Raw genomic sequence first — 14,697 nt, forward strand, 5'->3', positions numbered from 1 at the left:
ATTTAGATAATTTGATGAGCACACTAAATAAAAAAGAGGAGTGATATTGATGTTTAATCCATTTGACCAAAAGCCCATGCCCCTGGAAGATGGCATCATGGACTGGAAAACCATGTACCCAAAATCATACTCAAAGCAGACTGTTGATCCATACACAAGGATCCGTATTATTTTAATGAATGGAATCGAGGTGGAGGCAGCTCTTTTCTCCCATCAATTTCATCGTCACTGCAATAACAACGATCTGCGCCGTGAACTGGCAATGCTGCGCCGGGTGGAGCAGCAGCAGCAAAAACACATCAACTGGCTCAAGCCAATTGACGAGACACAGCTGGAAACCACCATTGGCTACGAACATGTTGCCGTGGATCTGACAGCCTGGCTTGCACAAAACGAACCGGATTCCAATGTAAAACAGTGCCTTGATTTCGCACTGCTGGAGGATTTCGATCACCTATACCGTTATTCCAATTTGCTGGATCTTGATGAAAATATTCCCTCCCAGCAGTTGGTGAAAAAATATGTAGACATAACCCCTGGACGGCCGACCATAGCGGAGCACCGCTGTCCTAAAGAGGAAGTCAAAAGATTTGTAGACTTTAAAAAAGCAGACATCCGTACAAAGCTGAATACCATGATCATAACTGCCGGGGAACAGCAGACCATGAATTTCTATATGAACTTAGGCAACACATACTACAATGATCTGGGACGTCAGCTCTATCTGGAAATTGCCATGATAGAAGAACAGCATGTAAGTCAATACGGAGGACTTATAGACCCCAACTGCACGTGGCTGGAAAGTCTTTTGCTGCATGAATACATGGAATGTTATCTCTACTATTCTTTTTATGAGGATGAAATAGATGCCAATGTGAAATCAATCTGGGAGATGCATCTTCAGCAGGAAATATCCCATTTGCACAAGGCAGCCGAACTTCTTTACAAATATGAAAATAAACAGTGGCAGCAGGTTGTACCGGGAGCTTTCCCAAAACTGCTTCAGTTTCATGACACAAGGGACTATGTACGAAATATTCTTGCCAGTCAGATTGAGCTGACTGCAGACAATGAAGATTTCAAAAATATCCGTCAGCTTCCGGCAGATCATAAATTCTTCTGTTACCAGAACAAAGTAAACCATGACATCAACTCAGTGGCAAGCCATATGGTAATTGAACAGCATCAGAGACAAAAAGGCGAGGACTACCGTGACGAATCCCAACCCAATCCAGTGCCGGATCTGTCAGACAGGAAACAGGACAATACCAGCATAGCAAGGACAAACAAATCCATGTCAATGGCTTAATTAAAAAAACAACATGCAGGTAACATCTCAAAAAATATTTTCTGCATGTTGTTTTATATTCTGCTGCTACTGATCTATGAATTTAAGTTGAGCTTCACAATAACAGGCAAATTTAAGCCTTTCTATTTTAAAATTTGCATCTGCAAATATCCTGGGCCAGCATTTAATATATTCTATTATTTTATCTTTTTTATCTTTTTCCAACTCATCCCAGGACACCATTGAAGAATTGGCATTTCTTTTTTCAGAGAGTCTATATTCATATTCACATTTTCCCAAAATATTCAACTCTTTTTCCGTAAAACCAATAATTTTAGGTTTTTCACTTTCAGACATTGAAATCAGATCATAATAAACTTTATAGAGCATATCAGGTATGTGCCTTACATAATCTCTAGTAGAATCTTTTTGTTCTTCACTTAGATTTTTCCAATACTCATCAGGTTTCATGACAATTTGATCTCTGTCATTGTAAATCATTATACGACTGTAGTTAAGTGCTCTGGAAAGCTGATCAATTTTCTCATTGAAAAATTCATCTTTCATTAAATAGCGGAAAAATTCATCCTCATCCACATGAAGTTTCAACTGATCTCTGGAAGGCAGATAGGATTGTTCCCACTTTTTTGCATTGCTCAACCTGCTCATCTCAAGTATAGCTTCCATGGATCTTGATTCGTGTTTGTACATGCTCACTTTTAAAAGTGCCCTCAGCACACCTTTGTCTATCTGGACCTGCTGTCTTTCATTTATGAGATGCGGAGCCTTGCGCTCCAAAAGGGATCTCAGCAGCATGGCCCTGCGGATAATAAAAAGCTGATCCCCTTCATCAGTTTGATTTGGCCCTAAAATATTTACATATCCTCTCAGCCTGCTCATGAAATCCGGTCCCTTTGCACTTTGAAATTCTTTGAAAAATTCTTTGTACTCAGTCCTGTCTTTAATATCTTCTCCACAAAATTCCTCAAATGTACTGCTTGTGCCCCCTGCAAATACAAATATGGCCTTTCCGATAGGATGGATGGAATTATCCTCTCTGAATACACCATCCTGCATAGGTGCCAGAAAATATTTCAGCCATCCCAGTTTTCTTTCAAAATTAGAATCAAATTCATCAAAAAACACCAGAGGAATTTTACCTTTAAGTGAAATATCTCTTATTTTATGAAAGCTTATAATCAAATCTGATACTTTTTCAAATTGTGATAAATTGAAATTCAGGCTTTCAATTAAATCTGGAGCTACACAGGAAGCAACTTCGGTTACACCAAAGGATTTCCCGGAACCCGGCGTTCCAAATACAGCAATAGAAAGAGGACGTACCACATTTTTAGAAGAAATGTATTCAGACATAAGATTTTTAATACTCTTATAAGCTTCAAATTCATCCCTGTCAACAGTTTTCAATTTGCCGAACTGCGCTATGGGTATGTATTTAAGAGCACTTTCTTCACCGTTTTTAACAATATCATAGGCTATTTCAGCCAGGTTGGCAGAGCTTTTATCCTTGATGATATACCAGCAGGATTGACAGCTGGTATCCCCTAAATCAGGCACCCTAATATCCTGTATGTATTCTTTATATATAAAATCATTTTCTCCTTCAATAAAAATTGAGGGATTGGGAAATACACTTTCCACAATGTTTTTACCAAAACCATGGGCAAAATACTTCTGTGCATCTGCAATTCCTTCACGTATGCCATCATCAATTGACTTGCTGAGAGAGATATTTTTAAGTTTTCCCGAAACAATGGATTTTGCCAGTCCGGCTACAAAACAAGAAGTAATTCCATACATCTTCCCCTGATTTTCTTTTATAAAATCACCCTCAAATGCATATGTCAAAAAATACAGCTGGGATCTGGCTTTTCCATCATTTCTATAGTATATGGCACCCTCCAGACCCAGAGGAACAATCAGGTGGCTGCATTTTGACAGAAAAGCAATCCGTGGATTATTTTTTATCTGCCATACAAAATCCAATGCCGTCCTTTCCCAGGAAAGATTTTCACTTATATTGACTTCCTCTGAACGCAGATCAGCTCCATTTATAACTACTATGGTATTTTCCATATGAAATTGTGTCAAATGTTTCCACAGTCTGGTAGAATCAGAAGGATTATCCATCTTATATATAATTATGGGATGTCTATCCTGTTCTTTTAGAGCTAAAGGCCAGAATTTTTCGTCATTGTTGAATCCATTATTTTCATCATCCAATACAACCATATCTGCATTTTTATCATCATGTTCAATGGGAAACAGTCCAGGTCCGCAGGGAAACAATTCTTTAAACCCTAAAAACTCCTTCACCCTGTACACTCTGTTCTTATATTTTTCATCCGAAGCTGGGGAAAAAAGCCCCAGCTGCATAACAGAGGTCAAAAGTCCTTCCGGCAGATGTTCATCATTATAATCTATTTTAGGTGAAATCACATTGGCCCCGGTAGAGAGAGATACAAATTCAGCTAAAAGCAGTGCTTCTCCCTCAATTAATCTATCATATAAATGTGGATAATGCTGCCAGCTCAGATCATTGATATATTCATTTGTTATCTGCCAGAGCAGCAAATTCACACACACATCACCGGATACCACAATATTGAAATTTTCAGCTTCCATAACTGCCACCTCTCTTACCTGATTATTTATTTAGCTGTTTTTACCAGCTCACTTTTTCATTAAAAATATTATAACACATATCAACAAAATATTTATGGAACTGAAAATCATCAGTTAGTTCGGGGTGAAATGAAGTGGCCAGCATATTGCCCTGTCTTACCGCTACAATGTTTTCATCAACTCTGCACAGCACATCCACATCACTGCCCACCTTGGTTATATAAGGAGCTCTAATAAAAACCAAGGGTATTTCCTCGTCACAGATCTCATCTATTTTTTTATATGTTAAAAAGCTGTCAATCTGACTCCCATAGGCATTTCTTCTAACAGTTATATCCATAACCTGCATATAATTTTCAACGTTATTTTCAATGTTTCCTGCAAGAAGTATCATCCCCGCACAGGTTCCCCACACCGGAAAACCGTCTGTTATTTTTTCTTTGAGTTTATCAAAAATGCCTGTTTGCTTCAGCAGTCTCCCCATAGTCGTACTTTCTCCTCCTGGAAGGATAATTCCCTGCAGATTGTCTAATTCTTCAGGCTTTTTCACTTCAACTGTTTCACAGCCAAGGGCTTTCAAGTGATTAATATGTTCTATTACTCCGCCTTGAAGCGCAAGCACTCCTATATTCATCTTAATTTTACCATCCTCTTTCTTCAAATTTACTGTCCAATTCACTGCAGTTTATACCTACCATTGCTTCTCCCAGATCTTCTGATACTTCAGCAATAGATTTAGGATCATTATAGTTTGTCGCTGCCATAACTATCGCTTTAGCTCTCTTTTCCGGATTTCCCGATTTAAATATTCCCGAGCCCACGAACACTCCTTCAGCCCCCAGTTTCATCATGAGTGCTGCATCAGCCGGTGTAGCTATTCCCCCTGCAGCAAAATTGACTACTGGAAGCCTGCCGTTTTCCCAGATAAATTCTATTAAATTAAAAGGAGCTCCAAATTCCTTGGATAAAGTCATCAGTTCTTCTTTTGGTGAATTCTTGACTCTTCTTATATCATCCATTATGCATCTCATGTGGGTAACAGCTTGAACTACATCTCCGGTACCAGCTTCCCCCTTAGTTCTTATCATGGCTGCTCCCTCTCCAATTCTTCTTAAAGCTTCACCTAAATTTCTTGCACCACATACAAAAGGAACATTAAATCTTGTTTTATCTATATGATATTTATTATCTGCCGGGGTCAGAACTTCACTTTCATCTATAAAGTCAATTCCTATGGCCTCCAGTATTTCAGCCTCCACAAAATGTCCTATTCTAACCTTGGCCATAACCGGTATGGATACCGATGCCTTTATTTCTTTTATCATTTTAGGATCGGACATTCTTGCAACTCCGCCTTGACTTCTTATATCTGCAGGTACTTTTTCAAGTGCCATAACTGCACATGCTCCTGATTGCTCGGCAATTATGGCTTGTTCAGCATTTACCACATCCATAATTACTCCGCCTTTAAGCATCTGGGCCAAATTTTTATTTAGTTCATACCTTGCCATCAACAACACAACTCCTCACTTATTTTTTAGAATAATTATAATATATAGATTTTATAATTCAAATGTACCCATACATTTAAAATAAGCATTTTGAATGACGGATGCTTATTTCTGCATATTCTATTTATTCCTCCATTGGTTTTCCAGCCTCGAACAGCACTTTGTTCTTCAGCATGACAAAGCTTTGCACCAGCATCAGCAGTCCTGTCACAAGGAGAAGCCACTCTATTTTAATAAAATCAGCAGCAGGTCCATAACCAATCATGGCCAGAGGCATTATTGAACTAGATATCATGGTCAAGACACCGAATACTCTCCCTAAAAAATCAGCTTCAACCTTTTGCTGCAGTAAAACGGTAAATGGCGTATTAAACACAGGCAGTACAAGCCCAATAATCCCCATCATAAATGTATAAATCCAGAATACATGAATAAGCCCAAGGACAAAAGTAGAAACTGCTATGACAAAGGTGGACAGCACCATGGTATGGAGTTTGTTTTTGAGACCACCCCAGGATGCCATGATAAGTCCTCCCAGCATCATACCCAGAGCATAGACAACCTCGATTATTGTAAGACGCCAGACATCATTTCCAAAACTGCGTGCCACCTGCAGCGGTGTTAAAAATGCCAGGGGAGCTATCAGAATAAAATAGACTGCACAGAATATAAAGAGCGTTTTAATAAAATTATGGTTTTTAATATATTTGATACCTTCATACATGTCTCCCAGATAGTTTAACTTTTGATCCTGAAGTGCTTTTCCATGAGCAGGCACATGTAAAAACAAAATCATAATAGAAACTGCCACAGCTGCTGTAACAACATCAACAAAAAATACAGCTTCAATTGCAGCAACAGTAAGCATTACTCCGCTGAGCATGGGAGAAACAAGTGTCACCAGTGACTGTATGCTGCTGTTTATTCCATTGACACGTGTCAATTTATCCATCGGTACAATAGCCGGAAGAAATGCTCCTACCGACGGCATCTGGACACCTTCTCCAATTGCACGTACTGCAGACACCACAAACAGCATCCATATTGAACCATATCCCATAATGAATAGTATGGCCATTATAAAAGTTGAGACTGCTATGAGAGAGTCCGATAAAATAATAAGCAATTTTCTGTCATATCGGTCAGCCCATACTCCTGCAAAAGGAGAAATAAAAAAAGTAGGCAGAAAACCACAGATAATGGATATAGTCATCATAATTCCAGACTGAGTTTTCAATGTAATATACCAGGTAATGGCATACTGAACCAGCATTGATCCCAAAAGTGATATATTCTGACTGGTCAAAAAAAGGATGGTATTTTTCTTCCAATTTTGTTTCATGTGGGACATAATTTCCTCCTATCCATCATTTACACAATGCACAATGTAAATAAACCAAAAATGGAGTGCTGTAAAATTATTTTAAATAACAGTTTTGCAGTACTCCACTTTGAATTTAATATTTTTTGTCTGATGCTGAACCTTCTGCCTATACTAATTCTTTTACTTCTTTTGGATCTCTAGTATAATCAGCAAGCTTCACAAATTTTGCCTTTATCCTGTATATGACGGAATCTCCAATATCACCTTTATCTACATTTTCCTTCAGCACCGGATATCTGACACTTATTCCGTTCACTGCGCTCTTAAAGTCATCATCACCCTGCAGTACTTCCGATGCCTCTCCAGTTACAGAAACACTTTTAAAAGTATTATAGGATTGATTCTCATTTTGAAAGTAAAAGGTAACTATTGGATTTTTCTTTATATGCTTTACCTTATTCGATTTTCTCCCCGTCTCAAAATACAGATTGGCTCCCTGGTTTGAAAATGCTCCCATAACCCTGGCATATGGTGCACCATCCTCACCTACCGTAATCAGCAGTCCTGTCTTGGACTGTTCTACATATTTGATGGCCTCGTCTAATACTTCACTCATATGTAAAATCCTCCTTTTTTTTATAATTATAGCCCAATAACAATATTAATACAATTACATCAAATATATTGCATTTACCAGCTATTTCATAACTGCGCACACTATGGTCCTGGCCCCGTCAAATTCATAACTGCAGGTATACAGAGTCAATATCTTTTTAAAATCATTATTTTTAATGTCCTTGTAATACATGGATTTTTGCTTTAAAAAATTTATGTATTTCTTATATTCTTCATCTGAAGCAAAATTGGTCCTGAGTTCATTTTTCTTTTCATCCACCACAAAAACGGAAAAGACTTCATAGGTATATTCTTTGTTGTCCTTTATTATTTTTATAGTCCCCTTTTTAAAGTTTTCTTCTTCTTTAAAATTATTTATTTTACTAAACATGGTGGCACTTTTCATATTATGCCCATAAATGATCATGTCCCTGTCCGAATCATGTTTATCATTATTTTCGACGAATATACTTCCCGATACACTTTTTTCTCCGTAAAAATTATTGTGAAGATAAAATTCATTGTCCTTTCTCTGGACAACCGGATAACTTATATCAGTGTTGGGGATATTGATACCAAAATATCCTATATCAGTGTCGGGAATGCTTATCCAGAATTTATAATCCGGATTAATCTTTCTCAGCTTTTCTTCTGCTGAATTTACTTTTGTATTATATTCAACTTTGGGCTTCAACTTTTGAATTTCAAAGTAATTTTTAATATCCCTGTAGTAGCCAAGGCATCTGTAGCCTATTGCGGCCACACAGGACACAATTACCGCAGCTAAAATTATATTTACTGCAATTTTTATATGTCTTTTCATAATTCACCTTTATATAAACTTTTTTATCAATTTTCCCGTAAGCAGCTTGCAGGTTATAAAAGATACTATAGGTACTGTTAAAATAACCCCAATACTCCCCGATATACCCTGCATGATCTCTATTCCAACGGAATACATGTTGATAATCTGATTGTATTTCATGTTGTAGGCATATATTAAAATAAGGGTGTTTATGGAGCCACCTGTAAATGCCAGTATAAGCGTATTCGACATGGTGCCCATCATGTCCTTCCCAACATTTATTCCGGAGACAAACAGTTCCTTGAAGCCCAGTTCAGGATTTTTTTCATGTATTTCGTTTATCGTAGATGCCACAGACATGCTGACATCTATCACTGCACCCAGGGATGCTATGAGTATTCCCGCAAATAAAATCCCGCCTATGTTCAAATGGGTCTTGCTTGATATGACCACTAGATCCTCTATTTCCGACACATTGTATCCTGATATTTTTGCAAAATACCCAAATGCTGCGGCCGCTCCCCCTGCAATGATGACTCCTGCAATAGTTCCCAATATCGCCGATATTGATTTTACAGTCAAACCATCTATAAGATACATTGTAACTATAGTAACCAGAATTCCTACCACAACTGCAGATAAAAACGGGGAGTATCCCTTATAGAGCATAGGTATAAATAAAAATACAATACATATGAATGTAAATGCAAGTCCAACAACGGACTTGAAGCCTTTTTTACCTCCAATTGCCCAGAGTATCAAGACAAAAATCCCTACAAAAGCATATACAATAGGCCCTCTGTTATAGCTGTACACAGTAGCCACATAATTGTTTCCTGATACGCTCAGCGAAACAACAACCTTCATTCCCACTTTACAATCGGCACCGTAAAGATATCCTGAAGTGCTGGTGGCATTTAGCACCCTTCCCTTATACCTGCCGCCCAGCATTTTGATTTTTACCGTCTGTCTTCCTACCCGGGAACCATCCTTCTGTATATTGTCCTTTACGATATCCACAACCACAGCCTTGTCAAAGGACACACCTTCCTTGTTGGAAAACTGTACCTTGTCTATCTGGTTAAAAGAATACAAAAAAGCAAAAAATCCCAATGCCAGTATTATTACAACTGCCCTTCTTATATTGGCAGCTCTGTGGCCAAACAATTTTGAAATCATAGTCCGCATCCTCCAGTTCATATTAAAATCACAGGAGCACATACATGCTCCTGTAATCTGAGTTAGTGTAAATTACATAATTTTAAAATTCTTGTTCGGAAGTTATTTTAATCTTCCCAATAATTTTCTTTTCTTGTTTATGAAAAGCAGTGCTGCAGCAGAAAGTCCTGCCAGAGCAGCAAGAGGATAGAATTTAAAATCATCTCCTGCCTTGAAGTTTGTCACTGCCTCATCCAGCTCTTGACGTGCCTTGTTTATATCTTCCTGTGAACTGTCACTTGAACCAAGAACAGCATTTGCCTTTTCAATTGCAGCTTTAACTGCATCTGCTTTCTCCTGCTTATACTGTTTGTCTCCAGTACCTATCTCGTCCTTGGTATCTTTCAACAGAGTATTTGCATCACTTACTGCAGCTTTAAGAGAACTATCTCCTATAATGCTGTCCTTGAAGCTTTCCACTGCTGAATTTAAAGTATCAGCTGCTTTGTCAAGTTCTTCCTGGGAACTGTCTGCCGAGTTAAGAACAGCTTGAGCCGCTTTTATTGCAGCATTAAGTGTGTCCTTTGCTTCCTGTGGACACTGACCATTCTCAGTACCTACTTTTGTGCCATCCGATAAAGTCTGTGCATCTTTTACTGCAGTTTCAAGCTTTGTCGTATCTCCCTTAGTCTGAATACCATTGATAGCATCTTTTAAATCGGCATAGGCTTTGGCAATTTCCTCTTCACTGGCTTCTTTTGAAACAGATTTTGCATCCTCAAGTGCAGTATTTAATTTCTCAAGGCTTTCCTTGGTATATTTGTCACCATCAGCAGCCTTTTTCTCTCCTTCTGAAATCAAATTCTGTAATTCATCAAAAGTTGCTTCACTGTTCTCTGATTTTACAATAGTAAAGGAATTGTCAATTTTATCTCCAGTTTTAGTTTCATAGGTATTTATAGTAAAGCTTGTATCATCAACATCAATAGTGGAATAAGTAGGAATATCCTCCTGCCACCTGGCAGCTACATAAGCCTGCTGATTTCTTACCAGGTCATAGTATTTACTACCTGATGCAGAATCCGCAGTCATGTACAATATACCCTTTGGATTCAAAACAGCCTTGTCATCTTCCACACTTGCAACATCTTCCAGTGTACTCTGATCCACATCTGTTCCACCATCTTTTATATCAACTTTTTGAACTGCCCCTGCATCTCCAATGCTTTCAGTATAGTCCTTATATGCCTGAGTTATCGGATTTTTATTTATCTCATAGCTTTCAAACTCAGTTTCAAATTCATCATCAGTTAATATCTTGGATGTGTCAGTTTTAGATGAGCCATCATTCTGGACTGCTCCGCCCTCTAACATGTATGATCTGGAATAAGTGTGGTCATGTCCTGTGAGAACAACATCGATTCCGTTATCTTCAAGAATAGGAGTCAGATTATATCTTTTATCAATTATTCCCGGTTCATTGGAGTGTTCACCAGGTCCGTATATGTCATGGTGGAGTGTTACCACACGCCATTTTGCATCTGGATTTTCAGAAATGGCTTTTTTAACAATCTGCTCATGCTCTGCCCAGTTTTCGCTGTTGGTGTTCAAATCAATGAACAATGTGTTGCCGTATGAATAGTAATAATCCCCACCGGCTACTGTTGTCCCCTTATCTGATGCATTAGGGTTGTTGAAGTGATATGTATAATTTGCATTTTTCGAATCGTGATTACCTATGGTAGTGGCAACGGGCAGGGATTTCAATGCCTCCGGGCTCAGATATCCTGCATATTCAATATCCTGTTTTTCAGTATCAGTTTCACTTGTAGTTTGAATCTGATCTCCTGCTGAAATCATAAAACTTACATTTGGATTCTGCTTTAATGCCGTATTTATAGTATTGTTCCAGTTGAAGCTGTCATTTCTTACAGCCGCATCCTGACCCTGTTCTGTACTAGCACCCGTGGCAGTATTGCCGCTTGAGGAACCTATCTGCGGATCTCCCACCAGCAGAAAAGAAAAACTGTCTGTACTTTGGGTTTTATATACTGTAGCATTAGTCCACTCTCCATTTACTGTATATTCATAATAATACGTTGTATTTTCTTTTAATCCTGTTGCAGTAGCATGATTATAACTATACCCATTTGCTGGAACATCTTTTGTAGTTACAATAATTTCTTCTGCATCACTCATATCTTGTTTTGTACCAATCCTCAATTTAGGAGCTTTATCATTCACTTCACTGTCTTTTGAATACCAGCCAAAATTCAACTCAGTTGCATCTTTTCCCGGTGTCAGTGACATCTGTGTAGGATCCTTCTTTACTGTCTCCCATTTATTTACCCAGTCTTCCCAGGCACCATTTTTTGCTGCTTCTGTCTGACTTGCTTCAGTCCATCCATCCCATTCTGCCGCCATAGCGGTAATTCCAGTTGATGTCAGCATAGTAGCCGTCAACACCAGAACTATCATTTTTTTGTTTCCTTTTAACATGTTGTGTTCCTCCTTCGTGTATTATAATTTCTTGAAGTGATTTGCCTTAATTATAGGTCAGATATAAATCTTTGTGAATAATTATTAAGAGAACTTTACATTAAAAATCATAATTTTACATTGGAGGCGCACTGCTTATTCTGTTCCAGATACTGCCATTTGTGCAGTAAATGTATCGTATCATCAGGCAATATATTCTAACATTAAACACCTTTCCATAATACATAACATATTATAATAATAAATTCTATATATGAGAGGAGAACAATATTGTATAATCCCTATAAAATATTTCCATGCCCTTACTGGGCCAACAATTATAGGCATAGACATCCCCCCTGTCCATATCGGGCCAATACCCAAATATACTATCCGGACCCTGCTTCCGGTAAAATAGATCACAATTCGGCAACTGATCTTATGCGTTCTGAAGCAGGTGACAACAGCTTGATAGAACTGAAAGACTATGGTCCGGAACCCTTTGCAGTCAATATTGAGGAAGCCGCCAAACAAAATGATACTTACCGTACTGCTTTATGGACAGGTAATCATCTGCAGCTCACCTTGATGAGCATCAACGTGGGAGAAGACATAGGTCTGGAAATCCATCCTCATACGGACCAATTCATTCGTATCGAGGAAGGAGAAGGACTTGTCAAGATGGGAAATAGAAGAGATAACCTGGATTTTCAGAAAAGAGTGCAGGACGGCTTCGCATTCATCATTCCTGCCGGTAAATGGCATAATCTGGTAAATACAGGCAGCATACCCATTAAATTATATTCCATATATGCACCTCCCCAGCATCCTCACGGCACGGTTCATGAAACCAAAGCAGACTCAGAAGCTGCCGAGAATAACCAGCACTGATATCAGATGAAATGACAAAAACAGCTTTTTATGATAAAATCTCAATATTGTGAGAAGCTGTTTTTTAGTATTTAGAAGATTTCCACCAGTTATGCAAAATAAATTGTATAATATTCTGTATAAATATACATCTGAATTGTAATACTAACTGCAGAGGTGATATATATGTCTAAAAGCAAAAAAAATCTACAGCAGAAATCCGGCAGTGCAGATAATCTTATTCCGAAAAATAATCGAAATCAAAATCACAATACCAAAAAACAGGCACTGGGTCCAAATACAAAGAGATGACGGATACATACAATTTATACCTAAATATTGAAAACAGCCTGCTTCATGATTTCAATCCATCAGTTTATTTAGAAAAAGTATGCACCAATCCAACATTTCAGCAATACCCATTTAGTATGCTGTACAAACTGAAGACTACGGAACAATCAAAAAAATATCATCCAGAAGGCAGTGTATGGAATCATACTCTCCTGGTAGTAGATGAAGCTGCAAAAATAAAAACAAGAAGTAAAAATCAGAAAGTACTCATGTGGGCAGCACTCCTTCACGATATAGGAAAGCCTTCTACAACAAAAAAGAGAAAAGGCAGAATAACCTCCTATGATCACGACAGGGCTGGAGCTGAATTGTCAAATGAATTTCTGTCATGTTTTACAGGTGACAAAAATTTTATCCATGATGTCTGCAATCTCATAAGATACCATATGCAGGTACTTTTTGTAGTAAATGCTCTTCCCTTCGCAGACATACAGGGTATGAAACATGACACGGATATTCATGAAGTGGCTCTGCTGGGTTTATGTGACAGAATGGGAAGATTAAACGCAGATAAATTAAAAGAGCAGAAAGACATCGAAAAATTTCTTATAAAATGTAAAAATAAATGACTCCAGCTCTGAAATCAAGTTGGAGTCATTTATTTCATCATTTCAAATTGTATCCACTTTTCATAATGCAACTTTCCGGATTCATAACAATTTCATGTAGACAATTAAAATTCTTCATAGGTTCTAGGATCCTGATTTTTATTTCTTCCGGATTCACGGGTAAGTCCACAAATTGTATTCATTTCCTCTTCTGACAATTCAAAATCAAATATGTCCATATTTTCACGCTGATGCTGACTTGAAGATGCTTTTGGAATTGGAATTGCCCCAAGCTGCAGGTGCCAGCGTAAAATCACCTGTATAACTGTCTTTTTATGAGATCTTGCTATTTTAACGATACCTTCTTCTTTAAGTACACTGTTCCCTCTTCCAAGCGGACTCCATGACTCTGTCACAATTTTATGTTCTGCATTCCACATTCTCTGCTGCTGCTGATTAAAGTAAGGATGGAGTTCAACCTGATTTATGCTTGGAGCTGTACCTGTTTCCTTTATCAATCGCTCTATATATTCCGGAACAAAATTACAAACTCCTATTGATCGAATTAATCCCTGTTTTTTTAATTCTATCAAAGCCTGCCATGCCTCTACATATAAATCCAGTCTTGGGTTGGGCCAGTGAATCAGATACAGATCATAATAATCCAGTCCAGCCCTAAACAATGACTCCTGAACCGTTATAATTGCCTGCTCATATGCGTGATGGCGCCCCGGCAGCTTGGAAGTGATCAAAAGCTTATCTCTTGACACAGAACTTTTCCGAATCGCTTCACCTACGGCTCCTTCATTTTCATAATTAAATGCAGTATCAATCAATCTATACCCCATATCAATTGCATTTTTTATTACCTCTGCTCCACGAGTACCATTCAACTTATAAGTTCCAAAGCCAATGGAAGGTATTTTAAGTCCGTCATTCAATTCTACTTCTTTAATCTTTTCCATTTGATGTACATGCTCCTTAACCTCTATAATTTTTCTGAATTCTTCTTTACATATCTATATCTAAGTCATTATCCCTTGATATTTATTATAGTTCAATAATAATACTAAAGCAATTATCAAATTGACTTGTTGTGTTAA

The 14,697-nt window shown here is 37.9% G+C and carries 13 protein-coding genes; 4 read left to right on the forward strand and 9 right to left on the reverse strand.

Going from position 1 to position 14,697, the window contains the following annotated elements; translation table 11 throughout:
- Positions 1 to 49: 49 nt before the first annotated feature.
- Complete coding sequence (locus CLLU_RS04630; protein ID WP_106008409.1) at positions 50 to 1,309, forward strand: hypothetical protein; 1,260 nt, start codon at positions 50 to 52, stop codon at positions 1,307 to 1,309.
- Positions 1,310 to 1,375: 66 nt separating this feature from the next.
- Here the strand turns inward: CLLU_RS04630 and CLLU_RS04635 are convergent, their stop codons facing one another.
- The 8 genes from CLLU_RS04635 to CLLU_RS04670 form a co-directional block, all read right to left on the reverse strand.
- Positions 1,376 to 3,934: a Ryanodine receptor Ryr gene (locus tag CLLU_RS04635; protein ID WP_106008410.1), complete on the reverse strand. Its 2,559-nt coding sequence runs from the start codon at positions 3,932 to 3,934 to the stop codon at positions 1,376 to 1,378.
- A gap of 40 nt (positions 3,935 to 3,974) precedes the next feature.
- Complete coding sequence (gene pdxT / locus CLLU_RS04640) at positions 3,975 to 4,568, reverse strand: pyridoxal 5'-phosphate synthase glutaminase subunit PdxT (protein ID WP_106008411.1); 594 nt, start codon at positions 4,566 to 4,568, stop codon at positions 3,975 to 3,977.
- A gap of 7 nt (positions 4,569 to 4,575) precedes the next feature.
- Positions 4,576 to 5,451, reverse strand: a complete 876-nt coding sequence (gene pdxS / locus CLLU_RS04645) for a pyridoxal 5'-phosphate synthase lyase subunit PdxS (protein ID WP_273336309.1) — start codon at positions 5,449 to 5,451, stop codon at positions 4,576 to 4,578.
- A 118-nt stretch (positions 5,452 to 5,569) separates the two neighbouring features.
- Positions 5,570 to 6,787, reverse strand: a complete 1,218-nt coding sequence (locus tag CLLU_RS04650; protein ID WP_106008448.1) for an MFS transporter — start codon at positions 6,785 to 6,787, stop codon at positions 5,570 to 5,572.
- Positions 6,788 to 6,935: 148 nt separating this feature from the next.
- Positions 6,936 to 7,385 (reverse strand): pyridoxamine 5'-phosphate oxidase family protein, encoded by a 450-nt coding sequence (locus CLLU_RS04655; RefSeq protein ID WP_106008413.1) that lies wholly within the window; start codon positions 7,383 to 7,385, stop codon positions 6,936 to 6,938.
- An 81-nt stretch (positions 7,386 to 7,466) separates the two neighbouring features.
- A complete protein-coding gene (locus CLLU_RS04660; RefSeq protein WP_106008414.1) occupies positions 7,467 to 8,207 on the reverse strand; it encodes a class B sortase in 741 nt (246 codons plus the stop codon).
- Between the two features lie 9 nt (positions 8,208 to 8,216).
- On the reverse strand, positions 8,217 to 9,368 hold the full coding sequence (locus CLLU_RS04665) for a YibE/F family protein (RefSeq protein WP_106008415.1): 1,152 nt from the start codon (positions 9,366 to 9,368) through the stop codon (positions 8,217 to 8,219).
- A gap of 102 nt (positions 9,369 to 9,470) precedes the next feature.
- Positions 9,471 to 11,846, reverse strand: a complete 2,376-nt coding sequence (locus CLLU_RS04670; RefSeq protein ID WP_106008416.1) for an FN3 domain-containing metallophosphoesterase family protein — start codon at positions 11,844 to 11,846, stop codon at positions 9,471 to 9,473.
- Between the two features lie 270 nt (positions 11,847 to 12,116).
- Between CLLU_RS04670 and CLLU_RS04675 the strand changes: the two genes are divergently transcribed.
- The 3 genes from CLLU_RS04675 (at position 12,117) to CLLU_RS04680 (ending at position 13,615) form a co-directional block, all read left to right on the forward strand.
- The gene (locus CLLU_RS04675; protein ID WP_170065730.1) at positions 12,117 to 12,716 is read left to right on the forward strand and encodes a cupin domain-containing protein; all 600 of its coding nucleotides are present in this window, start codon (positions 12,117 to 12,119) and stop codon (positions 12,714 to 12,716) included.
- A 165-nt stretch (positions 12,717 to 12,881) separates the two neighbouring features.
- Positions 12,882 to 13,007 carry a hypothetical protein gene (locus tag CLLU_RS19290; RefSeq protein ID WP_273336316.1) on the forward strand — a complete coding sequence of 42 codons (126 nt, stop codon included), beginning with the start codon at positions 12,882 to 12,884 and terminating at the stop codon, positions 13,005 to 13,007.
- Positions 13,008 to 13,123: 116 nt separating this feature from the next.
- Positions 13,124 to 13,615 carry an HDIG domain-containing metalloprotein gene (locus tag CLLU_RS04680; RefSeq protein ID WP_337955488.1) on the forward strand — a complete coding sequence of 164 codons (492 nt, stop codon included), beginning with the start codon at positions 13,124 to 13,126 and terminating at the stop codon, positions 13,613 to 13,615.
- Positions 13,616 to 13,719: 104 nt separating this feature from the next.
- On the opposite strand, the gene CLLU_RS04685 is transcribed toward CLLU_RS04680, so the two are convergent.
- On the reverse strand, positions 13,720 to 14,559 hold the full coding sequence (locus CLLU_RS04685) for an aldo/keto reductase (RefSeq protein ID WP_106008418.1): 840 nt from the start codon (positions 14,557 to 14,559) through the stop codon (positions 13,720 to 13,722).
- Positions 14,560 to 14,697: the final 138 nt, after the last annotated feature.

Source organism: Clostridium luticellarii, from assembly GCF_002995845.1.
Taxonomy (GTDB): domain Bacteria; phylum Bacillota; class Clostridia; order Clostridiales; family Clostridiaceae; genus Clostridium_B; species Clostridium_B luticellarii.